The 23,103-nt window shown below is 72.6% G+C and carries 19 protein-coding genes; 9 read left to right on the top strand and 10 right to left on the bottom strand.

Annotation, left to right across the window (positions count from 1 at the left end):
• Positions 1-73: 73 nt before the first annotated feature.
• Positions 74-1,390: an ABC transporter substrate-binding protein gene (locus ABD784_RS08925; RefSeq protein WP_344883070.1), complete on the bottom strand. Its 1,317-nt coding sequence runs from the start codon at positions 1,388-1,390 to the stop codon at positions 74-76.
• Between the two features lie 249 nt (positions 1,391-1,639).
• A complete protein-coding gene (locus ABD784_RS08930; protein WP_344883072.1) occupies positions 1,640-2,677 on the bottom strand; it encodes a LacI family DNA-binding transcriptional regulator in 1,038 nt (345 codons plus the stop codon).
• A 120-nt stretch (positions 2,678-2,797) separates the two neighbouring features.
• Here ABD784_RS08930 and ABD784_RS08935 point away from each other — a divergent pair, with 120 nt between their 5' ends.
• Genes ABD784_RS08935 through ABD784_RS08955 form a run of 5 tightly spaced genes read left to right on the top strand, consistent with a single transcriptional unit; the run spans position 2,798 to position 9,749 of the window.
• Complete coding sequence (locus ABD784_RS08935; protein ID WP_344883074.1) at positions 2,798-3,964, top strand: Gfo/Idh/MocA family protein; 1,167 nt, start codon at positions 2,798-2,800, stop codon at positions 3,962-3,964.
• Positions 3,961-5,253, top strand: coding sequence for a dihydrodipicolinate synthase family protein (locus tag ABD784_RS08940; RefSeq protein WP_344883077.1), 1,293 nt, complete (start codon positions 3,961-3,963; stop codon positions 5,251-5,253). Before ABD784_RS08935 ends, ABD784_RS08940 begins: the two co-directional genes overlap by 4 nt.
• Positions 5,250-6,152: a sugar phosphate isomerase/epimerase family protein gene (locus tag ABD784_RS08945; protein WP_344883080.1), complete on the top strand. Its 903-nt coding sequence runs from the start codon at positions 5,250-5,252 to the stop codon at positions 6,150-6,152. The genes ABD784_RS08940 and ABD784_RS08945 overlap by 4 nt, the downstream gene beginning before the upstream one ends.
• Before the next feature lie 29 nt (positions 6,153-6,181).
• The gene (locus ABD784_RS08950) at positions 6,182-8,509 is read left to right on the top strand and encodes a DUF6807 family protein (protein WP_344883083.1); all 2,328 of its coding nucleotides are present in this window, start codon (positions 6,182-6,184) and stop codon (positions 8,507-8,509) included.
• Positions 8,510-8,567: 58 nt separating this feature from the next.
• The gene (locus ABD784_RS08955; protein ID WP_344883086.1) at positions 8,568-9,749 is read left to right on the top strand and encodes a M24 family metallopeptidase; all 1,182 of its coding nucleotides are present in this window, start codon (positions 8,568-8,570) and stop codon (positions 9,747-9,749) included.
• Positions 9,750-9,793: 44 nt separating this feature from the next.
• On the opposite strand, the gene ABD784_RS08960 is transcribed toward ABD784_RS08955, so the two are convergent.
• The 5 genes from ABD784_RS08960 to ABD784_RS08980 form a co-directional block, all read right to left on the bottom strand.
• Complete coding sequence (locus ABD784_RS08960) at positions 9,794-11,125, bottom strand: FAD-dependent oxidoreductase (protein ID WP_344883089.1); 1,332 nt, start codon at positions 11,123-11,125, stop codon at positions 9,794-9,796.
• Between the two features lie 98 nt (positions 11,126-11,223).
• A complete protein-coding gene (locus tag ABD784_RS08965) occupies positions 11,224-12,144 on the bottom strand; it encodes an NAD-dependent epimerase/dehydratase family protein (protein ID WP_344883092.1) in 921 nt (306 codons plus the stop codon).
• Between the two features lie 9 nt (positions 12,145-12,153).
• The gene (locus tag ABD784_RS08970; RefSeq protein ID WP_425582955.1) at positions 12,154-13,542 is read right to left on the bottom strand and encodes a Gfo/Idh/MocA family protein; all 1,389 of its coding nucleotides are present in this window, start codon (positions 13,540-13,542) and stop codon (positions 12,154-12,156) included.
• A gap of 202 nt (positions 13,543-13,744) precedes the next feature.
• Positions 13,745-14,677, bottom strand: coding sequence for a carbohydrate ABC transporter permease (locus ABD784_RS08975; RefSeq protein ID WP_425582956.1), 933 nt, complete (start codon positions 14,675-14,677; stop codon positions 13,745-13,747).
• Positions 14,678-14,720: 43 nt separating this feature from the next.
• The gene (locus tag ABD784_RS08980; RefSeq protein WP_344883101.1) at positions 14,721-15,647 is read right to left on the bottom strand and encodes a carbohydrate ABC transporter permease; all 927 of its coding nucleotides are present in this window, start codon (positions 15,645-15,647) and stop codon (positions 14,721-14,723) included.
• Positions 15,648-15,950: 303 nt separating this feature from the next.
• On the opposite strand from ABD784_RS08980, the gene ABD784_RS08985 reads away from it, so the two are divergent.
• A complete protein-coding gene (locus ABD784_RS08985; RefSeq protein WP_344883104.1) occupies positions 15,951-17,300 on the top strand; it encodes a mandelate racemase/muconate lactonizing enzyme family protein in 1,350 nt (449 codons plus the stop codon).
• On the top strand, positions 17,297-18,448 hold the full coding sequence (locus ABD784_RS08990; RefSeq protein WP_344883107.1) for a glycerate kinase: 1,152 nt from the start codon (positions 17,297-17,299) through the stop codon (positions 18,446-18,448). Before ABD784_RS08985 ends, ABD784_RS08990 begins: the two co-directional genes overlap by 4 nt.
• Positions 18,449-18,454: 6 nt before the next feature.
• Here ABD784_RS08990 and ABD784_RS08995 read toward each other — a convergent pair whose 3' ends face one another.
• Positions 18,455-19,825: an amidohydrolase family protein gene (locus ABD784_RS08995; RefSeq protein ID WP_344883110.1), complete on the bottom strand. Its 1,371-nt coding sequence runs from the start codon at positions 19,823-19,825 to the stop codon at positions 18,455-18,457.
• Between the two features lie 113 nt (positions 19,826-19,938).
• Entirely contained in the window at positions 19,939-21,258 is a 1,320-nt protein-coding gene (locus ABD784_RS09000; RefSeq protein WP_344883507.1) for a short-chain fatty acid transporter, read from the bottom strand.
• A gap of 178 nt (positions 21,259-21,436) precedes the next feature.
• Between ABD784_RS09000 and ABD784_RS09005 the strand changes: the two genes are divergently transcribed.
• Positions 21,437-21,808, top strand: coding sequence for an RNA-binding S4 domain-containing protein (locus ABD784_RS09005; protein ID WP_344883113.1), 372 nt, complete (start codon positions 21,437-21,439; stop codon positions 21,806-21,808).
• Between the two features lie 6 nt (positions 21,809-21,814).
• Here the strand turns inward: ABD784_RS09005 and ABD784_RS09010 are convergent, their stop codons facing one another.
• A complete protein-coding gene (locus ABD784_RS09010; protein WP_344883116.1) occupies positions 21,815-22,318 on the bottom strand; it encodes a ferritin in 504 nt (167 codons plus the stop codon).
• A 229-nt stretch (positions 22,319-22,547) separates the two neighbouring features.
• On the opposite strand from ABD784_RS09010, the gene ABD784_RS09015 reads away from it, so the two are divergent.
• On the top strand, positions 22,548-23,036 hold the full coding sequence (locus ABD784_RS09015) for a hypothetical protein (protein ID WP_344883119.1): 489 nt from the start codon (positions 22,548-22,550) through the stop codon (positions 23,034-23,036).
• The last annotated feature ends 67 nt before the right edge of the window (positions 23,037-23,103 follow it).

Below are 23,103 nucleotides of genomic sequence, written 5' to 3' on the forward strand. Positions count from 1 at the left end.
ACGTGCCGGGCGGCGCACGTCGGCGCGCCGCCCTTTCATCCTCGGTGACCGTCCGGTTTCGAGAGACCCCGGGTCAGCCGATGGCCTGCTTCATCTCGGCGTAGGCGGCAGCGGCCGCCTCGCCGGGAGTCAGCCGTTCGAAGTAGACCTCGGTCTCGTAGCGGTGGAGGATCCCCTCGAACTCCGCCGATCCGGCAACGGGCACCGGCTCAGGTTCGGAGACCTCGTCCTCGATGTCGTCCAGGAACTCCGCAGCGGCCAGATCGCGCCCTTCCAACTGATCCATCACAGCGGTCCTGACTTCGGAGTTCGCCGGGAGGCCCCGGTCGGTCAGGTTCTCCATCCCGGCTTCCTCCGAATTCACGAAGAAGTCGATGAACCGTTGCGCCTCCTCAGGATGCTCGGTCCCCGAACTGGCCGAGAGGAACATCGATACCCTGTGCCACAGCCCGTTGTCCTCCGCCTTCCCGGTCATGCTCGGCGTCCTCAGTGGTACCAGCTCGGCCCCGGACGCGGAGGAGGCAGCCGGCAGGAGGTTGGTCCAGCCGCTCAGGAGGCCCATCCGGCCCTGGGCGAGCAGCGAGCGCTCGGTACCGGCCGCCCGGTCCTCTTCGATGACGGTCGGATCGGGGTAGCTCCCGGCATCGACGAAGGCCTTCTGGAACTCCAGATACTGCTGCAGATCCGCTTCCTCGAACCCGAGCTCGCCGTCGCTGGTCGTGATGTGCTGATCCTGCTGGCGCAGCCAGGTCATGAAGCCGCCCACTGGTTCGAACGGCGAGGTGGAGCCGTAGGCCCCCTCGACATTCTCGCTGATCCGCTCGGTGACGTCGGCGAAGTCCTCCCAGGTCCACGTCTGATCGTCTGGCAGGTCGACGCCTGCCTCCTCGAAGACCCCCGGATGGGCGATCATGGCGATCGAGGCGAAGCCGGTGGGGATCCCGAACTGACCCTCGTCGGTTCGCCCCTGGGACAGCAGGTCATCGCTGATCTTGGAGGTATCGACGTCCGGCACGTCCCGCAGGACGCCGCGATCCGCGTACTCGCGGAAGTAGGCCAGATCCATCTGCATCACGTCCGGAGCGTCTCCGGCCGCGGACTGCGTCGCGAGCTTGTCCCAGTAGCCGCTGAAGCTGTTCGGCTCGGGAACGATGTCGATGTCCGGGTTCTTCGCCTCGAATGCCTCGATGATCGCCATGGTGTTCTGGGACCGTTGGTCCGACCCCCACCAGGAGAACCGCAGACTGACCTGCTCGCCTCCCTCCTTGCCTTCGTCGCTTCCTGCTGCGCCGCCGCACGCCGTCAGCGCGAGGCCTGCTACTGCTGCCGTGGCGACGGCCCGGGCCAGCCGGGACCGCTGCGATGAGCGCCTTGTGCTGTTGTTGAGCACCGTTCTCCTCCTTGAGTTCTGGTGGCCGAGCCTCTCTGGAGGCCGGATCAACTGTCGGATCGACCCGGGCCGCCTCTCGGTCCGCTCGGGCCGTCACCGGCGCGCGCCTCACGCAACCGCGGTGGCATCGCTCCGATGACGAGAACGTTCACTTTATGCGCCAGAGGGCGAAGCACGGCGGTGAGTGAACGTTCACGAGGGAGCGTAGGTGTGCCCTCGCTCACATGTCAAGAGAACGCCCCGAGGGCGTCAGGCGCCGACCGGGCGCGTGCTCTCCCGGAGGACGGGATGACCGGAGACCACCAGGCGACGGGCGTCGCCGTCCTCCATCACCATCTCCCCGGCCATGCGACCGATCTCCTCCAGCGGGATCCGGACGGTGGTGACGGAGGGGAACATGTCGCCGAGGGTGGGGATGTCGTCGAAACCGGCGACGGCGACGTCGTCGGGCAGGCGCAGCCCGCGCTCGCGCACCGCCGTCATGGTGCCCAGCGCCATGACGTCGTTGGCGCAGAAGACGCACGTCTGCCGCCCGGCCTCGAGGAGGCCGTCGCGGACGAGGTCCCCGGCCGTGTGGTAGCCGCCATCGCGGGTGAAGGCGCCCTCCCGGACGGCCACGGGCTCGACGCCGGCGTCGCGCAGCTTGCCCACGAAGCCCTCGACGCGGTCCCGGGCGGTGGCGAGGGACTGGTCCCCGGCGAGGACGGCGAAACGGCGATGGCCGAGCTTGAGCAGCTCGTCGGCGAGTGCCGCGGCCGCCCCGGCGTTGTCCAGCTGGACGCCGCCGGCGGCGGGCAGCGGCTGGCCGATCATGGCGACGCGGCCCCCGTTGTCCTGGTAGCGGCGCAGGGCCTCCATCAGCTCGTGGTCCTCCTGCTGGCTGCGGGAACCGGCCAGGAGGATGGCGTCGGTGCGGTGGGACATGAACGCCCGCACCGCGGCGAGCTCCCGCTGCGGATCCCGGCCCGTGCTGTTCAGCAGGAGCTGGACACCGTTTTCCCCGAGGCCCTGCTGCACGCCACGGGCGATCGAGGAGAAGTACGGGTCGGCGATGTCGTGGACGATCAGCCCCACCAGGCCGGCCGTGTTGCGCGCCAGCGCCTGCGCCTGGGCGTTGGGGAAGTAGCCGAGGCGCTGCGCCGCGACGCGCACCCGGTCGGCGATCTCCTCCGCCGGTTTCCGGCTGGAGCCGTTGAGCACGCGCGATGCCGTCGCCGGCGAGACGCCGGCCTCCCGGGCCACATCGGCCAGTCGAACCGCCACACCGTTCCCTTCCGTCGCTGCCATCCAGAGAGCCTATCCCTGCGCGCGGCTGTGACAGTTGACACACGCGCCGTCCCGAGACTACCTTGGAAAGCGCATTCCCACCTAGGACTTCTTTCCCCGTCCCTCTCAGAGGAGCTCCCCATGACCGAGACCCGTGTCCTCCGCATCGCCATGAATGGCATCACCGGCCGGATGGGCTATCGCCAGCACCTGCTGCGCTCGATCCTGCCGATCCGCGACCAGGGCGGCATCACGCTCGCCGACGGCACCCGCGTGACCGTCGAGCCGGTCCTCGTGGGCCGCAACGAGGCCAAGATCGCCGAACTCGCCGAGAAGCACGGCGTCGAGCACTACACCACCGACCTCGACGCGCTCATCGACGACCCGTCGATCGACGTCGTCTTCGACGCGTCCATGACCTCGCTGCGCTACCAGACGCTGTCCAAGGCGATCGCCGCCGGCAAGCACGTCTTCACCGAGAAGCCGACCGCCGAGACGCTGACCGAGGCCGTCGACCTGGCCCGGCAGGCCAAGGACGCCGGGATCACCGCCGGCGTGGTGCACGACAAGCTCTACCTGCCCGGCCTGGTCAAGCTGCGCCGCCTCGTGGACGAGGGCTTCTTCGGCCGCATCCTCTCGATGCGCGGCGAGTTCGGCTACTGGGTCTTCGAGGGCGAGATCCAGGAGGCCCAGCGCCCGTCCTGGAACTACCGCCTCGCCGACGGCGGCTCGATGACCACGGACATGTACTGCCACTGGAACTACGTCATGGAGGGGATCATCGGCAAGGTGAAGTCCGTGAACTCCAAGACGGCCACCCACATCCCGACCCGCTGGGACGAGAAGGGCGAGGCCTACGAGGCCACCGCGGACGACGCCGCGTACGGCATCTTCGAGCTGGAGACCCCGGGCGGCGACGAGGTCGTCGCGCAGATCAACTCCTCCTGGGCCGTCCGCGTGTACCGCGACGAGCTGGTCGAGTTCCAGATCGACGGCACGCACGGCTCCGCCGTCGCGGGCCTGAACAAGTGCGTCGCCCAGCAGCGCGCGCACACCCCCAAGCCGGTCTGGAACCCGGACCTGCCGGTCGCCGAGTCCTTCCGCGACCAGTGGCTCGAGGTCCCGGCGAACGCCGACCTGGACAACGGCTTCAAGCTGCAGTGGGAGGAGTTCCTGGCCGACGCCGTCGCCGGGCGCGAGCACCGCTTCGGCCTCCTCTCCGCCGCCCGCGGCGTGCAGCTCGCCGAGCTCGGCCTGCAGTCCGCCGCCGAGCGCCGCACCATCGACATCCCGGAGATCACGCTGTGAGTACCGCGACGACAGCCGCCACCCGCACGAGCCTCGCCCTGCCGTCCGCGGACGGGTCCGTCGCCGAGTACACCCTCGCGGGCGCGGCCCGCCCGGAGCTCGGCCCGTTCGGCCGCCCGGAGGCGCCGATCGCCTCCCGTAAGGTCTACGCCGCGGCGCACGTGGTCCCGGTCATGAACGCGGACAACACCCCCGGCGCCCCGGCGACCCTCGACTGGGACGCCACCCTGGCCTACCGGCACGAGCTGTGGTCCTACGGCCTCGGCGTCGCCGACGCCATGGACACCGCCCAGCGCGGCATGGGCCTGGACTACGCCGCGACCTGCGAGCTGATCCGCCGCTCGGCGGAGGAGGCCGCCACGGTGGTGGCCGCGGCGAAGTATCCGGCGCTGGCCGGGCGCACGGTCCGCGACCTGGTGGCCTGCGGCGCCGGCACGGACCAGCTCGATCCGGCCTCCGTGGCCCCGGGGCCGGAGGGCCTGGCCGCGGTGCGCGACGCCTACCTGGAGATGCTCGACGTCGTCGAGGCCTCCGGCGCCAAGGTCATCATCATGTGCTCCCGCGCCCTCGCCCGGGTCGCCACGAGCGCCGACGACTACCTGGCCGTCTACGGCACGCTGCTGGAACGGGCCGAGGAGCCGGTGGTCCTGCACTGGCTGGGCACCATGTTCGACCCGGCGCTGGCCGGCTACTGGGGCAGCGACGACGTCGCCGAGGCGACGGCGACGTTCCTCGAGCTCATCCGCACCCACGCGGACAAGGTCGACGGCGTGAAGGTCTCCCTGCTGGACGCCGAGCACGAGACGCAGCTGCGCGCCGCGCTCCCAGCCGGCGTCCGCCTCTACACCGGCGACGACTTCAACTACCCGGAGCTCATCCACGGCGACGGCGAGGCGTACTCGGACGCGCTGCTGGGCATCTTCGCGGCGATCTACCCGGCGGCGTCCACGGCCCTGCAAGCCTTCGACGCCGGCGACGACGCGCGCGGCCGGGCGATCCTGGACTCCACCCGCGAGCTCGGGAAGCACATCTTCTCGGCGCCGACGTTCTACTACAAGACCGGCATCGCGTTCCTGGCCTGGCTCAACGGCCACCAGGCCGGCTTCCAGATGGTCGGTGGGCTGCACTCCGGGCGCTCGATCGCCCACCTGTCGCGCACATTCGTCCTCGCGGACCAGGCCGGTCTGTTGCTGCGGCCCGAGCTCGCCGCGGAGCGCATGCGCGGCCTGCTGGAGACCTACGGCATCGCCCAGCCGGGCGCGGGCCACGGGGCGGGGGCGACGTCATGAGCTTCGAACTCTCGCTGAACACCGGCACCACGCCGAACCTCACCCTCGAGCAGGCCGCGGCCGCCGTCGCGGACGCCGGCCTGGGGCACATCGGCCCCTGGCGGCACCTGCTGGAGCAGGCCGGCGGCGCCGAGCGCGCCGCCGCGATCATCACCGACGCCGGCCTGAGCGCCACCACCCTGTGCCGCGGCGGATTCCTCACGGCGTCGGACGACGCCGGCCGGGCCGCCGCGCTGGAGTCGAACCGGGCCGCGATCCTGGAGACCGCCGCCGTCGGCGCCGGGGAACTGATCATGGTGGTCGGCGGCCTGCCGGCCGCCGCGGGTGTTCTCGGCGGCGTCGGCGACCCCGCCGACAAGGACGTGGTGGCCGCCCGCGAGCGGGTCGCCGCCGGGCTGGCCGAGCTGGTGCCGTTCGCGGCCGAGCACGGCGTCCGGCTGGTGCTGGAGCCGCTGCACCCCATGTACGCGGCGGACCGGGCGGTCCTCTCCACGCTGGGCCAGGCGCTCGACCTGGCGGCGCCGCACCCGGCCGAGACGGTCGGCGTGGTGGTGGACACGTTCCACGTCTGGTGGGACCCTCAGCTGCAGGAGCAGATCGCCCGGGCCGGGCGCGAGGGCCGGATCGCCAGCTATCAGATCTGCGACTTCAACCTGCCGATCGCCGCCGACGCGCTGAAGTCGCGCGGCATGATGGGCGACGGCTACGTGGACTTCGCGACGATCTCCCGCTGGGTCGCCGAGGCCGGGTACACCGGACCGGTGGAGGTGGAGATCTTCAACGAGGAGGTCAACGGGCAGGACGCAGCCCTCACGCTGGCGACCATGAAGCAGCGTTACGCGGACCTGGTGCTCCCGCACCTCGAGGCCGGCGCCGCGGCCGCGGTCCCCACCCGCTAGAGACCCGACCCGACGGAGGCAGAGGCAAGATGACAGAGTTCCAGGGCACCGACACCCGGGCCGCCGCACCGCAGGCCGCAGGAGCGCAGGCCGCCGCACCCCAGACCGCAGGAGCGCAGGCCGCCGCACCGCAGGCCGCTGGAGCGCCGACGGGCGGGGTGTCGACGGACGCGCCCGACGTCGTGCTGATCGGCCTCAACGGGTTCGGCCGGCAGCACCTGATCAACATCGAGCGTCTGGTCGGCCTCGGCAGGATGCGCCTCGCCGCCGGCGTGGACTTCAACGACCCCGGCCCCGACGTGCGCGGGGCCGGGACGCCGGTCTACGCGTCACTGGCCGACGCCGTCGCGGCCGGGGTGCGCCCGGACATCGTCATCGTCTCCACGCCCATCGCCACGCATCACGGGATCGCGCTCGAGGCCCTCGCGCTCGGGGCGGACGTGTACGTGGAGAAGCCGCCGACGGCGACTATGGAGCAGTACCGCGACCTGCTGGCCGCCGCCCAGCAGGCGGGCCGGCGCGTGCAGGTGGGCTTCCAGGCCATCGGCTCCCTCGCCCTGCAGGAGCTGGACCGCTGGTTCGCCGGCGACGGGCAGGCCTCCCCCATCGGCCGGCTGCGCGCCGTCGGCGCGAGCGGCCTCTGGGTCCGCACCCGCGGATACTACGAGCGCTCCCCGTGGGCCGGGCATCGGGTGCTGGACGGCGTCCAGGTCGTCGACGGGGTGGTCACCAACCCGCTCGCCCACGCAGTCATGAGTGCCCTGCACATCGCCGGCGCCAAGGCGGCCGACGACGTCGCGGACCTGAGCACCGAGCTCTACCACGCGCACCGGATCGAGGCGGACGACACGTCCACCGTCCGGCTGACCACCACGTCCGGGATCCCCGTGACGTGCGCCCTCACCGTGTGCGCCGAGACGGCGCGGGACCCCTGGATCACCGTCTACGGCACGGAGGGCGAGGCCGTCCTCCACTACACGCGCGACGAGCTGGTCGTCACCCCGAACCCCGACCTCGCCGGGGCCTCCGGCGTCGGCGCGGCCATCGCGTCGGGGCGGACCATCGAGTTCGGGCGGGCCGACCTGCTCGAGAACCTCATCGACGTGCGCACCGGGGCCGCCGAGCGGCTGCTCTGCCCGCTCGAGGAGACCGGCTCCTTCATGCGCGTGCTGGAGGCCGTCCGCACCGCGGAGGACCCGGCGCCGATCCCCACCGGCCAGGTCCGGCTGGAGGGCGAGGGCGCCGACCTCCACCCGGTGGTGCCCCACATCGAGGACTACGTGGCCCGGGCCGTCCGGGCACAGACGGGCTGGTCGTCGCTCGGGGCCCCGTGGGCCGCGGAAGCGGCGAGCAGCGGGACCCTGCGGATCACGCCACCCGGCGGTCGCTCCGGCATCGAGGTCGCCCGGCTGCGCACCGGCGCGGACATCGCGCCGACCAACTCCCCGCGCCCCTTCCTGGACCGGGTCCGCACCCTGTCCGGCGTCGTCGTCACCGACCAACAGCCGCTGGACCACCCGTGGCACCTCGGCGTCTCCGTGGCGCTGCAGGACGTGGACGGCAACAACTTCTGGGGCGGACGCACCTACACCCGCGCCGACGGGCGCTACATCTGGCGGCCGGACCACGGGCGGATCCGCACGGTCTCCGAGACGGTGGTGACCGAGGCCGAGGCGCACGGCGCGTGCGCTCAACGGTTGAAGGCCCGTCTGGAGTGGATCGGCGCCGGCTCCGCGGGGCACGACGGCGAGGTCCTCCTCCACGAGGATCGCCAGGTGCTGGCGCGGCCCCTCGGCGACGAGGCCGCCCCGCATCTGGCCGGGCCGGACGGGGCCCGCGGCTCCGGCTGGACCCTGGACTTCCGCTACGCCCTCGCCGCCACCGGCGAGCGCACCGTCCCACTCGGCTCCCCCGGTTCCAACGGGCGCACCGGCGGCGGGTACGGCGGCTTCTTCTGGCGCCTGCCGGAAGTCTCCGGCGCGGAGATCTTCACGGCGGAGGCCGAGGGCGAGGACGCCGTGCACGGCAGCGTGACCGACTGGCTGGCCTTCTCCGCCGACTTCTCCTCCGACGCCGTCGCGCCCGCCGACCTCGCGGTGGGGCACGGCGCGGCGACGCTGATCCTCGTCTCCACGGACGCCGATCCGTGGTTCGTCCGCTGCTCCGGCTACCCGGGCCTGGGCGCCTCCCTCGCGTGGGACGCCCCGGTCCTGGCCGAGCCGGGCCACCCCGTGGGGCGCGGCGTCCGCGTGATCGTGGCGGACGGCCGACTGTCCCGCGACGCCGTCGCGGCCCTCGCCGAGCAGCAGCTGGCCGGCCGGGAGCCCTCGGCGCCCGTCCTCCACCGCTCACGCTGAGACCTGTCCACCGCCCAACGCCCAACGCCCACAGCATCCGCACCCCGCAGGAGCACCCATGACCCCGTCCTCGCCCGCAGCCACCCATCCGACGCCGGCCGCCGCCCTCTCCGGGAAGGCCCTGACGCCGGAGCAGTTCGACCTGCTCGCCACCGAGCACGCCGCCAAGCAGGCCCGGATCGTCGAGATCCTGGAGCGCCGCCGGGCCGACGCCGTCGTACTGTCCTCCCCCGCCACGCTGGGCTGGTTCCTCGGCGGCGCCCGGACGCACATCAGCCTGGCGGGCGCGCCGATCGTCCGGGCCCTGGTCCACCACGGCGGCACCGAGCTGGGCGTGTTCTCCAACGAGTCGGAGCGGCTCCGGGCCGAGGAGCTCGGGGGAACCGAGGGCGTCACCGTGCACGACGTGGACTGGCACGGCTCCCTCGAGGACGTCGCCGGCTGGTTCCCGGCCGCCGCCGGCTGGACGGTCCTGGACCAGGCGGAGGTCGAGGCCGAGCTGCGCGCGGCGCGCTCGCCCCTGCTGCCCGGTGAGGTGGAGCGCTACCGCGGACTCTGCCAGGAGACCGCGGTGGTCCTCACCGACGTCCTGACCGCGACGACGGCGGAGACCACCGAGCGCGAGGTCGCCGCCGCGCTGGCGGCCGGGCTGGTCCGGATCGGCGCGGACCCGGTGGTTCTGCTCGTCTCCGGCGAGCATCGTGCAGCCCACCGGCACCCGCTGCCGACCACGGCGCCGCTGGGCCGGCGCGCCATGGCCGTGGTCTGCGCCCGCCGGGACGGGCTCATCGCCAACGCCACCCGGTGGGTCGCGTTCGGGGAGCCGGTCGACGGCGAAGAGGAGGCCGACGCCGCGATCCTCGAGGTCGAACGCGAGATCCTCGACGCGCTGCGCCCCGGCGAGCCGTTGACCGGGATGCTGCCGTTGATCCAGGCCTCCTACCCGCGGCACGGCTTCGCGGAGGACGAGTGGACGCGGCACCACCAGGGCGGCGTCGCCGGGTACGACGGCCGGGACCCGCGCCTCTCCCCCGGCCTGCCGGACGCGATCGTCGCCGATCAGGCCTTCGCCTGGAACCCCAGCGCCTCCGGTCCGGACGGCGTCACCGCCAAGGTCGAGGACACGGCGTTGCTGACGCTGCGCGACGGCGAGCCGTTCGTGGACGTCCTCTCCGTGGATCCGCGCTGGCCGGCCGTCGAGGTGGGCGGCCGCCTGCGCCCGGCAGTCCTGCGCCGCTAGTCCGGGCCCGGCGGCGGCCTCCGGGCCCGGACGGCGGCCGCCCGCTACCGGCGGAAGACCCCCGGGTCGGCGGGGTGCTGCAGGAGCCGGAGGATGGGCTTGACGGCGACCTCGACGCTCGTGGCGCGGGCCGCCAGGTCTCGCAGACCAGCCATCAGGCGTCCACCCCGGAACATGATCCGGGCCAGCCGCCGCGAGGTGTCCTGGGCCGCCTCGACCCGGGGCCGCTGGGCGGCCTCGTAGGCGGCCAGCCGCTGGGGCACATCCGCTGCGGCGGCGCCGTCGAGCGCGCCGGCCAGCATCCACGCCGACTCCATGGCCATTCCGGCGCCGATGCCCGCCGTGGGCAGGAAGCCGGCAGCGGCGTCCCCCAGCAGCACCGTCCGGCCGGACGCCCAGCGCCGCGCCCGGACGTCGGTCAGCGGCCAGAAGAAGGGGTCCTCCGCCTCCTGCAGTGCCCGCAGCAGGCGTCCCGTGCGGGGCGTGACCGTGGAGAGTTCGGAGCGCACGCGCTCCACATAGGCCTCCGGGCCGGCCGCGGTGAGCTCCTCCGGTCCGCCGAGGAACGCCCCCAGTGCGCCCTTGACCGGGTAGGAGCCGAGGAAGAAGCCGGACCCCCAGAGCTCGACGCCCAGGTCGGCCCCGGTCCCGGATGCGCTCTCGTCGCTCCCCGGCCCGGCGCCCCCGCCGGGTGGTTCTGTGACTTCTTCGGCGGGCTCGTCGGACGGGTCCAGTCCCACCCAGACGACCCATCCGCCCCAGCCGGTGTCCACGCCGTCCACCGTGGCGAGCGGTCCCGGCAGGAGGAGGCGCGTGCCGGAGTGGAGGCCATCGGCCACGATCACCGCATCGAACTCGCCCGTCGTGCTCCCCCGGCCCGTGGCCGCGGGCTCTCGAGCGTCTCCCGGCGTCGAGAACTCGACGGTGACCGGGCCGCCGTCGTGCTCCTCGAGGCCGGTGACCGTGGTCCCGAAGGCGACGTCGCAGCCCTCGTGGCTGAGGATGTCGACGAGCGGGCCGCGGCCGATGCCGCGGTAGTCTCCGTACTCGCCGACGATGTCGGTCATGTCGTCGGTCCGCAGCGGGACGCCCCGGTGGGACAGGACCCGGTACCGGCGCAGGGGTGTGCTCGCGTCGCGGTAGGCCCGGCGCGCGCCGAGATCCTCGAGCGCCGCATCCACGATGGGCATGAGGGCCAGCATGTAGCCGGGGTCGGCTCCCTCACGGCGCCGCTCGACCACGACGGGGCGGTGGCCCCGCCGGCGCAGCAGCCCCGCGACCGTGAGACCGGCGATCCCGGCGCCGACGACGAGCACGCGCAGGTCATCGTCGGCGGCGCGCTGGCACTGTTCGGCCACTGGCAGCGGGTGGAGCATCCTGGACACCTCCGTGCGGCGAGGACTCCCTCCGACGCTACCTCCGGCCCCTGCCGCGACGATAGGGCGTTTCCGCCGGGCGGCGTGCCCCGGGCGGACTAGACCTTCAGCTCGGTGCGCCAGCTGCGCTTCGGCTCCCAGCCGAGCACGCGGCGCGCCTTCTCGATGCTGAACGCGGGCGACGAGCCGGTCAGCCCGCCGGACAGGTGCGCCAGCTCCGGGTAGACCTCCGGGAACACCTCGGCCAGCGGGGCCCGGGCCATCGCGTCCGCGGCCCCGACGAAGAACACGTCGCCGTTCTCGATGAGGTGCATCCGCTCCAGCAGGAGCAGCAGGAAGTCGGTGACGTCGCGGGCGTCCACGTAGTTGAAGAGGGCCGGCGCGGACAGCCGCGGATCGTCCAGGCGCTCGGCGACCGTGTGCCCCTGCTGGGTCGGGGCGCCCTCCCATTCCTCGGGTGCGATCACGTAGCAGGGCCGGAAGGACGCGAACTTCACGCCGTGCTCCCCGTCGCCGGGACCGTGCTGGGCGGCGAACATCGCCGCGACCTGCTCGGCGACGTACTTCGAGAGCCCGTACGCGTGCCAGGGGCGCGGCGTGACGTCCTCGTCCAGCGGCAGCCGCGGCGGGACCCAGCCCGCCGGGGAGCCGTAGCCCATGATCGAGGGGCTGGACGCGACGATGACCTTGCGCGCGCCGGAGGCCACCGCCGCGGCGGTGACGTTGTGCGCGATGCCGGCGTTGGTCTTCAGGATGACGTCCTCGGGCGCGCTGAAGGGCACGGCGATCGCCGCCAGGGAGACGACGGCGGCCGGGCCGAGTCGCGTGAAGAGCTCCTCCGTGGTACGTGCGTCGAGGAGGTCGACGTCCTCGTAGCGGACGCCGTCGACCGGCTCCGGGGGTGCCTGACGGTCGACGCTGACGACCCGGTGCCCGGCCGCGGCGAAGCCCTCGATCACGCTGCGGCCGAGGCGCCCGGAGCCACCGGTGATGATGATCGGCTGGACACTGCCGTTCATGACGCCCCCCTAGCGGACCGGCGCCGCGACGCCGGCCCCGGTCTCCGCACCGGGCTCTGCTCTGGTCTCCGCTCCGGACGCCGCTGCCGAGGCCGCCCCGCCGGCGCGCGCGACGGCCGCGCGGGCCCGCTCGAGCCCGAGGTCGACGTCGGCGACGCGGACCGCCTGCCCCGACGCGAGGGACGCATTGCCGCAGATGCCGACGGCGATCGCCTGGATCCCGTCCACCAGCCCGGCCGGACGCCGGTACGGGTCCTCGCCCGGGCCGCGGAAGAGATCGGCCAGCAGGAGACCGTCGCCGCCGCCGTGGGCGCCCTCGCCGTTGACGATCTCCAGCTCGTGGGCCTCCTCCCAGTGGCGCTGCAGGATCAGCCGCTCGCCGGTGCTGCGCACGTGGCTGCCCACCTCGTCGTCGTACACCGACGGGTCCACCGGGGCACCGCCCTCGGCGGGGAGGACGGCCGCGCGCTCGACGACGTCGAGCTCCAGGCGCCCCTCGGTGCCGTTGACGGCCACGCGGTAGCCCTCCCACGGGCTGTGCGCGTTGAGACTGTAGGAGAGGACGGGGCCGCCGGCGTAGTCGACCACGAGCGCGAGATTGTCCTCGATGGTGATGCCCTCGGCGAAGACGTCCTGGTCGCGCCGGTACCCGTCGTGCGCCTCGTTGTCGAGGTAGAGCCGCTTCAGCCGCTCGTCGGAGCGCAGATCGAGCGCGAAGGGGTCCTCGGCGCTGTCGTCGCGCGTGCCGCGCTCGTGCACGACGACGCCGCGCTCGGCGGCGTTCGGGGCACCGTAGAACTTCAGTCCACCGGCGGCGTACACGCGCTCCGGGGTGTCGCCGAGCCACCAGTTGACCAGGTCGAAGTGATGGCTGGACTTGTGCACCAGCAGGCCGCCGGAGTTCTCCTTGATGCGGTGCCAGCGGCGGAAGTAGTCGGCGCCGTGGACGGTGTCCAGGACCCAGGTGAAGTCGATGGACGTGACCCGGCCGATCAGTCCGTCCTGGATCGCTGCCTTCAGGGCGGTGTTGCGCGGCGAGTAGCGGTAGTTGAACGTCACGATCACCTCGCGGCCCGTCCGCCCCGCCGTCTCGGCGATCCGCGCCGAGGCCTCGGCGCTCACCGTCAGGGGCTTCTCCACGACGACGTCGGCGCCGGCCTCCAGCGCCTCGCACACGAGGTCCGCGTGGGTGAAGTCCGGCGTGGTGATGACGACCCGGTCGATCCCCTGCGCGCGGACGAACGCGGTCAGGTCGGCGGGGTCGAACGCTCCGACGCGCTCGCCGAAGGTCTGCTCGACGACGTCCTGGTAGTACTCGACGCGCCCCGGATTGGTATCCGCGAGGGCCACGAGCTCGGCGACGTCCTGGTGCGGGCCGAGGATGGCCTCGATGTACATCTGGCACCGGTTGCCGGTGCCGATCACTGCGTAGCGGGTGCGGGGGGTGCTCACGGGCACGTGCTCCTAGGATCTGCGCACGCTCACGGCGCGCACGCGGGGCGGAAGGGATAGGGGAGGCGGGGCGCCGCCGTTGCCGGCGACGCCCCGGCGTCGTACTGTCCGCGGACCATGCCGTCCACGGGTCTCGGTCCGGTCCGGCCTACTTGATGCCGGTGGTGGCGATGCCCTTGATGAGGAACTTCTGTCCGATCAGGAAGGCGATGAACACCGGGACCAGGGTGACGATCGACATGGCGAACAGTGCGCCCCAGTTGGACTCGCCCGTGGAGTCGATGAAAGCGCTCAGCGCCACCGGCACCGTGTACTTCTCCGGGCTGGTCAGGTAGATCAGCGAGGTGAAGAAGTCGCTCCAGGTCCAGATGAAGGTGAAGATGGCCGTGGTGGCCAGGGCCGGGACCATGAGCGGCAGGATCACCTGGAGGAAGGTGCGGGCGTGGCCGGCGCCGTCGATGCGGGCCGCCTCGTCCATGTCCTTCGGGATGCCGCGGATGAACTGCACCATCAGGAAGATGAAGAACGCATCGGTGGCGAGCAACTTCGGCACGATGATGGGCCAGAACGTATTCACCCAGCCGATCTGGGAGAACATGATGTACTGCGGCACGATGATCACGTGGATCGGCAGCATGATGGTCATGAGCATCAGCGCGAACATGAGCTTCTTGAAGCGGAAGTCCAGCCGGGCGAACGCGTACGCGGCCATGGAGCAGGAGACCAGGTTGCCGATGATGCAGCCGAGGACCACGATCGCCGAGTTGATCAGGAAGTGGCTGAACGGGTGGGACAGGGCGTCCCAGCCGCTGGCGTAGTTCTCGATCTCGAACGACTTCAGCAGCAGACCCGGCGAGCGGAAGATCTCGTCGTTGGGTCGCAGCGAGCTGACGAGCATCCACAGCAGCGGGTAGATCATCAGCAGGGCCGAGGCGATCATGACGATGTGCTTGACCACCGCCCGGATCCTCGAGCCCGTGGAGGGCCGGTAGACGTGGGGCTCCGGCAGGTTGTCCACCTTGCCCTCGCCCGCCAGGTCCGGCGTGAGCGTGAGGTCTTTGTTCTGCGCCGGCGCGGCCATCAGCGAGCCGTCGTCCTTCGCGTTCCGGGGGGAGGAGATCTGCTCAGTCATCGTAGAACACCCAATACTTGGAGACGAGGAAGTTGAGGGCGGTGAAGCCGCCGACGATCAGGACGAGCAGCCACGCCATGGCGGACGCGTATCCCATGTCGAAGTTCTTGAAGCCCTGCTGGTACAGGTACAGCGTGAAGAACATCGTGGAGTCCGCCGGACCGCCGGAGCCGTTGGAGACGATGAACGCCTGCGTGAAGTTCTGGAAGGCGCCGATGATCTGGAGCACGAGGTTGAAGAAGATGATCGGGCTCAGCAGCGGCAGCGTGATGCTGACGAACTGGCGCACCTTGGTGGCGCCGTCGATCGAGGCGGCCTCGTAGTACATCGAGGGGATCTGCCGCAGCCCGGCCAGGAAGATCACCATGGGCGAGCCGAACGTCCAGATGTGGAGCAGGATGAGGGTGCTCAGGGCGGTGTCCGGGTTGGAGATCCAGCCCATGCCCTCGATGCCCATCATGGCCAGGACCTGGTTGACCAGGCCCGTGGTGCCGAACAGCTGCTTCCAGAGGACCGCGATGGCCACCGAGGAGCCCAGCATCGAGGGCAGGTAGAACACGGAGCGGTAGAACGGGAGACCGCGCATGCCCCGGTCCAGCAGCATCGCGATCGCGAGGGCCACGGCCAGCTGCAGCGGGACGCCGACGAGCACGTAGATGAAGGTGACGCGCAGCGAGTTGTGGAGCCGCTCGTCGCTGATCATCCGCTCGATGTTCTCCATGCCGGACCACTCGGGGGCCTGCAGGAGGTTGTAGTCCGTGAAGGCCAGGAAGAGCGACATGGCCATGGGACCGAGCGTGATGACGAAGAGGCCGATGGTCCACGGGAGCAGGAAGATGTGCCCGGCCTTGTTGTCCTTGTACTGGCGCTTCCCGCCCTTCTGCGTCTTGAGGCTCTGCAGCTCGGCGACGACGCTCATGGTGTCGCCTCCGCCGCAGCACCGTCGGCCGATGGCCGGCGAGAGGTGTGGGTCAGCATGGCTGGCTCCTTGTTCCGGCACTCCCGGCGGCCCGTGCGAACCGGCCGATGGAATGCGCTTTCCGATCTGTCGTCCTCAACGGTAGGCTAGGCGCCCTGTGAGGTCAACCACACAGGAGATTTTCCTACACCGGCAGGGAGACGACGCATTGAATCGAATCAATCAGGCGAGCCCCGACGACGCGCGGACCGGCCCGCCCCGGCCGCGCGCCACCCTCTGGGCCGCGCCCGCGGGGGACGCCCAGTGAACGCCGCCAGTCCGGCGGAACCGGGGGCCGCACCGGCCATCGAGCGCATCGACCTGCGGCTGCTGTCGATGCCGTTCTCGGCGGGTCGGCGGGAGGACGGCGCCGCCTCGGCGGAGACGGTCGATTCGTTTAACGCATCGTCGCGCACCTTTACGGCCATGCAGTCACTGGTCGTGTCCGTGACGACGGCGGACGGGCTGGTCGGCTGGGGCGAGGCGTTCGGGCACCGCACCAACCCGGCCACCTGGGCGGCCCTGGAGGACATCGTCGGCCCGTTCTTCCTCGGCCAGCCGGCGGACGCCGCCGACCTGCGCCCCCGGGCCGAGCACGCCTTCCATGCGTTCGGCCGGACGGGGCCCGTCCACTACGCGCTCTCGGCGGTCGACACGGCCCTCTGGGACCTGGCCGCCCAGCGCGCCGGCCTGCCCCTGCGGCGCCTGCTCGACGCCGGCGCCCGCGACTCGATCGGCGCGTACGCCTCCCTGGTGCACTACGGCGAGGACCCGGACGAGGTCGCCCGGCAGATCCTGCGGGCACGTGCCGCCGGGTTCGGGGCCTTCAAGCTCCACGAGAGCACGGTGCCCGCCGTCGCCGCCGCGCGCGGGGCCGCCGGCGACGCCCCGCTGATGGTGGACGTCAACTGCCGCTGGGACGAGGCCGCGGCCGACGCCGCCCTGGCCGACCTCGCCGGGCTGGACCTGTGCTGGCTGGAGGAACCGGTCTTCCCGCCCGACGACCGTGACGCCCTGGCCCGCCTGAACGCCCGCCACGGCATCGTCTCCGCCGGCGAGAACGCCTCGGGGACCTGCGGGCTGATCGGGGACATGGCCGCCGGCGCCGTGACCGTGGCCCAGCCCAGCGTCGGCAAGCTCGGCGGGATCTCCGCCATGATGGAGGTGTACCGCGCCGGGGAGCGCCTCGGCGTGCCCGTGGTCCCGCACTGCTTCTACTACGGTCCGGCGCTGCTCGCGACGGCGCAGCTGATCGCCGCCCTGCCGGTCCAGCGGACCGGTGGCCGACCGGGGATGGACGGCTCGGGCCGCGCGCTGCCCGAGCTGGAGGTCCCCTTCCTGGACTGGCCGGAGCGCCTGCACCCCCTGCACGGCCACCACCAGCAGCAGGACCACCAGCGGGACGGCCGGGACCGGCCGCACGGTCATGTTCGCGCCGACGAGACGGCCGAGCGGGGTGTCCTGGGCCACAATGGGAGCGTGCCGATCGAACCCGGTCCGGCGGGCACCGTGGTCCTGCCCGGTGCGCCGGGACTGGGCTTCGCACCGGACCCCGAGGTCATGGACCGGCACACCGTCCAGCACGCGACCATCTCCCGGGAGGGGCACCCATGAAGCGCATCGTCTGCGTTCCGGATTCGTTCAAGGGCAGCGTGAGCGCGCTCGGCGCCGCGGAGGCCATGGCGCGCGGGGCGCGGCAGGTCCTCGGCGACGCCGACGTCGTCGTCCTGCCCTTCGCCGACGGCGGCGAGGGCACCCTCGACGCGCTGCTGGCGGCGTGGGGCCGGGCGGCGGAGGTCGTGAGCACGGTGGACGCGCTCGGGCGGCCGCGCAACGCGCGCTTCGGGCTCTCGGCGGACGGCCGGACCGCCGTCGTCGAGGCGGCGGAGGGCAACGGCCTGCCCGCGGTGTCCGATGTCCCGCTGCAGCCCCTGCGCGCCGACACGCACGGGGTGGGACTGATCGCCCGCGCCGCACTGGAGTCCGGGGCCGAGGAGATCCTCCTGTGCATCGGCGGCTCCGCGAGCACGGACGGCGGGACGGGCCTGCTGACGGCGCTCGGCGCCCGCTTCCTCGACGACCGCGGCGAGCCCGTGGCGCCAGGCGGCGGCGGGCTGGCCGACATCGCCCGGATCGACCTGGAGCACCTGCACCCCCGGGCGCGCGAGGTTCGCTGGCGCATCGCGGTGGACGTCGACAACCCGCTCACGGGCGAGCGCGGTGCCGCGGCCGTGTTCGGGCCGCAGAAGGGTGCCAGCGCGGAGGACGTCGCCGTGCTCGACGCCGGGTTGTCCCACCTCGCCGAGGTGGTCGCCGAGGTGGGACGGCCCGCCGGACGGCGACCCGACGATCTGCGCGCCGCCGCCGGGTTCGGCGCGGCCGGCGGGCTGCCCGTGACGCTCGTGGGGCTGCTCGGCGCGGAGACGCTGCCGGGCGCGGAGCTCGTGGGCGACGCCGTCGGACTGGCCGAGACGCTCGCCGGGGCGGACCTCGTGCTGACCGGCGAGGGAGCCCTCGACACGCAGTCGCTCGGCGGCAAGGTCGTCGACGCCGTCCGGCGCCACTCCCCCGCCGGGGCCGCCGTGGTCGTCATCGCCGGGACCGTGCGGCTGTCAGCCGCCCAGACCCGGGAGGCCGGGCTGACCGCGGCGTTCTCGATCGCGCCCGGCGCGGCCGAGCTCCCCGAGCTCCTGCGCGAGGCCCCCCGGCTGATCGAGGAGACGACGGCCCACGCCTGCGGGCTGCTCGCGCACGGGCGGTGACCACCCTCAGCCGTCGTTGCGGACCACCCGGCCCTGCGCGATGACGGCGGAGACCTGCTCCAGCGCCGCCGCGCTCGCGAGCGGGTCGGAGTCCAGCAGCACCACGTCGGCCACGGCCCCCTTGACGAGCCGGCCGACCTCGCGCTCCACCCCGAGCAGCGCGGCGGGGCGCGTCGTGACGGAGCGCAGCGCCTCCAGGGCCGGCAGGCCGGCGTCGGCGAGCGCGCGCGCCTCGGTGCCGATCGGCGTCACGTCCGTGCCGAAGGAGTCGGTGCCGGCGACGACCCCGACCCCGGCGTCGGCGGCGGCCCGGACGGCCTCGCGGAGGACCGGGGCGTACTCGCGTCCGCGCTCGGCCAGGACCGGGTCGGCGGAGCCCTGCATGGAGGCGATGCCCGCCAGCGTGGGCGTGAAGTAGGTGCCGCGCGCGGCCATGTCGGCCAGCGTGGCACCGTCCACGAACACGCCGTGCTCGATGCTCCGCACGCCCGCCCGGACCGCGCCGGCGATGCCCTCGGCGCTGTAGGAGTGGCAGAGCACGCCCGCGCCCTTGGCCGCCCGCACGATCGCGGCGAGCTGCTCCTCCCCGTAGACCAGCTCCAGCGGGTCCTGCTCCGGCAGGCCGGCGCGCGGGTTCGCGCGCGTCTTGATGACCGTGGCGCCGCGCTTGCGGTTGACCCCGGTGAGGTGCGCCAGCGCCTTCTCCTCGCGCACGCCGTCGGTCAGTGCCGCCAGCGGGGCGAGCTCCGGGTCGGCGAGCACGGAGTCGCCGAGCTCCGGCGAGACGAACAACCCCGCCGGGTGCATGCGCGGCGAAAGCCCGGGCGCCCACTCGGGCAGCGCCGCCAGCGCGATGTCCTGGTAGAAGCTCGACGAGCCGCTGCGGACCGTGGTGGCGCCGTTGTGGAGGATGAGCCGCGCGTCCTCGAGCGCGTTCGCGTGGACGTGGGCGTCCACCAGGCCCGGGACGACGAACCGGCCGGCGGCGTCCACGACGTCGGCCCGGCCGGCCACACCGGCGACCGCCTTGCGGGTGGCGTCGCGGTCGCCCGCGGCGACCACCCGGCCCCCGTCGAGCACCACGACGGCATCGGCGGTCGCGTCGCCGGTGACCGGATCCACGAGGGTTCCTCCCTCGATGACGAGCGGGCGGGTCTCCGGAGCGGAGCCGGGGTATCCCGGAGCACTGGGCCGCCCGGACGGAGCCGAGGCCGCGGCGGCACCCGCCGCCGGGGCCGCCAGAGCGGGGACGGCCGCGGACGCGGAGGGGACTCCGAGCACGCCCAGGCCCGCCAGTGCGGCGGCTCCGGCGAGGACGCTCCGGCGCGCGAGGGCGGAGTCGGGGGCGGGCAGGGCGTTGTGGTCGTGGACGCACATGGCTGACTTCCTTGTCGTCGAGAGCAGGCTCATGACAACCTAGCAGCGAATCGCGCGTTTTGGTATCCCATATTTCGTCCCCGTTGTCCTCCCGCCGCGACGCTCGGGCGACGCTACAGGGAGACCAGCAGCATCGTCGTCGCGAAGACGGCCCCGGACACGATCAGCACCACGGTGGTGTAGCCGAGGATGTCGCGCATCTTCAGGCCCGCGATCGCCAGCAGCGGCAGCGCCCAGAACGGCTGAATCATGTTGGTCCACTGGTCACCGTAGGCCACCGCCATGATCGCCACCGCGGGGTCCACTCCGATCCGCTCGGCGGCCTCCAGCAGGATCGGGGCCTGGATGGCGAATTGCCCACCGCCGGACGGGACGAAGAAGTTCACCAGCCCGGCCGAGAGGAAGGCGAACAGCCCGAAGGTGACCGGGGTCGAGACGGAGACGAAGAAGTCGGAGAACATCTGGATCAGCCCCGTCCCGGACATGATGCCCAGAATCCCGGCGTAGAGCGGGAACTGTAGGAGGATCTCCCCGACGTTGGAGGCCGCGTCCTTGGTGAGGGCGATGAGCTCGAACGGATTGCGGACCAGGAGCAGGATCAGCGCGAGGAAGCTCCAGTTGACGATGTCCAGGGTGAGCGAGCCACCGCCGGCGAAGTGGATGACCAGATAGGCGACCAGCAGCAGCCCCAGTAGGAGCGTGGGCACCCGGCTGGCGTCAACGCGGTCGGCGGGCGTGACGACGTCGTCCTCCACCGCGACGCCCCGCTCGCGGGCGTCGACCTCGAGCTCGACGACGCGGTCCCGTCCCCGCGGGGCGATCAGGATGATCGCGGCGGCCACGAGCACCACGGTCGCCCCGATCGCCGCGAGGTTCCACGGGGCGAAGATGGTCTCGCTGATCGGCAGCGGGCGGCCGATCTGCTCGGTCACGAACGAGTCGGGCGTCGCCGCGGCCAGCGGCCCGGAGGCCGAGTAGCCCATGTGCCAGACGACGAACCCGGCGAAGCCCGCGGCCACGAGCAGGGGGAAGTGCAGGCGCAGCCCGCGCTCGCGCCCCTGCGCCGCCACCTCGCGGGCCAGCAGTCCGCCGACCACCAGCCCGAGGCCCCACGTGATGAGCGATGCTGCGGCGGCGACGAGGAAGACGAAGACGTAGGCCTGGACGGCCGTCCGCGGGACGCGGGCTGCGCGGGTCAGCAGGGCGCGGACCGGCCGCGTGTTGGCGAGGATGTGCCCGAGGAGCAGGATCAGGGCCATCTGCGTCATGAAGGACAGCAGCCCCGCCAGCCCGACGCCCCAGCTCTCGACGACGGCCACCGGGCCCGCGTCGGTCAGGGCCAGGGCGAGCGCCGCGACGACGAACGTCAGCGCGATCGCGAAGACCAGCGCGGACGGGATGAGCCGCTCGACGACGTGATTGATGGGCCGCATGACCGAGGCGAGGACGGCGCCCCGCCCTCGGTCGTCGGGATCGGCCTCCGGGCGAGGACCGGGCGGGACGGAATTCGTGCGCATGGCGACCTCCGGCGTCGACGATGGGTCTCAACAGTGACGCCAGTCACACTACCGGGCGGCTCCCGCGAGCCGGTGCCGCCTACACTGGTCTCCCATGAGCGAGCAGGTTCGGATCGACGCGTGGCTGTGGGCGGTGCGCGTCTACAAGACGCGGTCGGCCGCGACGACGGCGTGCCGCGCGGGGCACGTGAAACTGGACGGTCGGCCGGTGAAGGCGTCGCAGACGGTCGCGCCCGGGGCCCAGATCCGCGTGCGCCAGAACGGGGCGGACCGGTTCCTCGAGGTCACGCGGCCGATCAGCAAGCGCGTCGGCGCCCAGGTGGCCCAGTCCTGCTACCTCGACCACACGCCGGCACGGCCCAAGGTGGTGGTCCCCCAGGTGCCGGTGCGCGACCGCGGGGCCGGCCGCCCGACGAAGAAGGACCGCCGCGAGCTCGACCGGCTGCGGCAGTCCCTCGACCTGTAGGCCCGCCTACTCCTCGCCGGCCTGGCGCGATCCGAGCTCTGCGTCCAGGCGCAGCAGGCCGTTGCCGTCCTCGCCGATCAGCTTCACGCGGCCGATGATCTCGGAGACGCTGGCCTCCTCCTCGAGCTGCTCCTCGACGAACCAGTTCAGCAGCGGGAACGCGTCGATGTCCCCCTCCTGCTGGGCCAGCCGGTACAGGTTGCGGATCGCCTCGGAGACCTTCTCCTCGTGCGCCAGCGAGGCCTGGAAGGCGGCGATCACGGTCGTCGCCCGCGTGTTCGGGGCGTGCATGGCGCCGATCGCCGGATGCGCGCTGCGGTCCACCATGTGGGCGATGAACTTCTCAGCGTGCACGATCTCCTCGTCGGCCTGGGCGCGGAACCAGCCGGCGATGCCGGGCAGGTCCAGAGCGTCCATGTCCACCGCCAGCTGCCGGTACACGATGGACGCCTCCAGCTCGAGGGTCACCTGTTCGTTGAATGCTTCTGCGAGCTTTCCGTTGAGTTCCATGCCTTCAATCTAGACCCGTTCCAAACAGCTGTCACCGGAGTTCGGCCTAACTGATCCGGGCGGCCGCAATAAGCGAACACCGCCGTCCTCCGCCCCGGTTCGGGCAGGCTCACCTCAGCGGCAGCCGACTGTTCCCGACCCCCAGAACCGATCCCAGGACAGGTCCCAGGACGTCGGGCTATCCTGCTGTCGCGCCGCATGCGCCAATCGAGCCGAGAGGAGAGGCCAGATGCACGTACGCCGACGTCGCCTGCTCCTGCTCCTCCCGCTCCTGTTCGCAGCCCTGCTGGGGATGCACACGCTGGCCATGTCGCTCCCGGGCGCGCCGACCGCGCCGGACCGCGGGTCCCCGCACTCCTCGGCCGCCCATTCCTCGGACCCCGGGTCCGCGCACCACCGCATGGTGCTGCCGTTCGCCGCGGAGTCCGCGCCCGCAGCGGCCCCGTCGGCGCAGTTGGCGCTACCGGCGCAGTCCGACGCGGAGGTCGGTGCGTTCGTCGGTCAGCACTCGGCCGACGACGACGGCGCGGCCGTCGCGGTCGCGGTCGCTGGCTGGTGCCTCCTCGCGCTGGCCGTCCTGCTCCGGCTGGTGCGCCCGCGGGCGCACCTCCTCCCCGGGCTGGCGCTCGCCCCGCGCACCACGGTCCCCGCGTGGGTGCCGACCCCGCGGCCGGCCCGGCCGCCCTCGCTCCTCTTCCTCTCGATCAGTCGGACGTAGGCCGCTCGCCTGTCCCGCCGATGCGCCGCCGCACCACCTGCCCCGCGACCGCACCGGCGGCACGGCC

Origin of the sequence: Zhihengliuella alba, from assembly GCF_039538765.1 — a bacterium.
Lineage (GTDB): Bacteria > Actinomycetota > Actinomycetes > Actinomycetales > Micrococcaceae > Zhihengliuella > Zhihengliuella alba.

What these genes read in the sequence shown, in the direction of transcription:
- ABD784_RS08930 (WP_344883072.1), bottom strand. Translation starts at nt 2,677, where the DNA reads ATGGCAGCGACGGAAGGGAACGGTGTGGCGGTTCGACTGGCCGATGTG.
- ABD784_RS08935 (WP_344883074.1), top strand. Translation starts at nt 2,798, where the DNA reads ATGACCGAGACCCGTGTCCTCCGCATCGCCATGAATGGCATCACCGGC.
- ABD784_RS08945 (WP_344883080.1), top strand. Translation starts at nt 5,250, where the DNA reads ATGAGCTTCGAACTCTCGCTGAACACCGGCACCACGCCGAACCTCACC.
- ABD784_RS08950 (WP_344883083.1), top strand. Translation starts at nt 6,182, where the DNA reads ATGACAGAGTTCCAGGGCACCGACACCCGGGCCGCCGCACCGCAGGCC.
- ABD784_RS08955 (WP_344883086.1), top strand. Translation starts at nt 8,568, where the DNA reads ATGACCCCGTCCTCGCCCGCAGCCACCCATCCGACGCCGGCCGCCGCC.
- ABD784_RS08960 (WP_344883089.1), bottom strand. Translation starts at nt 11,125, where the DNA reads ATGCTCCACCCGCTGCCAGTGGCCGAACAGTGCCAGCGCGCCGCCGAC.
- ABD784_RS08965 (WP_344883092.1), bottom strand. Translation starts at nt 12,144, where the DNA reads ATGAACGGCAGTGTCCAGCCGATCATCATCACCGGTGGCTCCGGGCGC.
- ABD784_RS08970 (WP_425582955.1), bottom strand. Translation starts at nt 13,542, where the DNA reads ATGTACATCGAGGCCATCCTCGGCCCGCACCAGGACGTCGCCGAGCTC.
- ABD784_RS08975 (WP_425582956.1), bottom strand. Translation starts at nt 14,677, where the DNA reads ATGGCCGCGCCGGCGCAGAACAAAGACCTCACGCTCACGCCGGACCTG.
- ABD784_RS08980 (WP_344883101.1), bottom strand. Translation starts at nt 15,647, where the DNA reads ATGAGCGTCGTCGCCGAGCTGCAGAGCCTCAAGACGCAGAAGGGCGGG.
- ABD784_RS08990 (WP_344883107.1), top strand. Translation starts at nt 17,297, where the DNA reads ATGAAGCGCATCGTCTGCGTTCCGGATTCGTTCAAGGGCAGCGTGAGC.
- ABD784_RS08995 (WP_344883110.1), bottom strand. Translation starts at nt 19,825, where the DNA reads ATGTGCGTCCACGACCACAACGCCCTGCCCGCCCCCGACTCCGCCCTC.
- ABD784_RS09000 (WP_344883507.1), bottom strand. Translation starts at nt 21,258, where the DNA reads ATGCGGCCCATCAATCACGTCGTCGAGCGGCTCATCCCGTCCGCGCTG.
- ABD784_RS09005 (WP_344883113.1), top strand. Translation starts at nt 21,437, where the DNA reads ATGAGCGAGCAGGTTCGGATCGACGCGTGGCTGTGGGCGGTGCGCGTC.
- ABD784_RS09010 (WP_344883116.1), bottom strand. Translation starts at nt 22,318, where the DNA reads ATGGAACTCAACGGAAAGCTCGCAGAAGCATTCAACGAACAGGTGACC.
- ABD784_RS09015 (WP_344883119.1), top strand. Translation starts at nt 22,548, where the DNA reads ATGCACGTACGCCGACGTCGCCTGCTCCTGCTCCTCCCGCTCCTGTTC.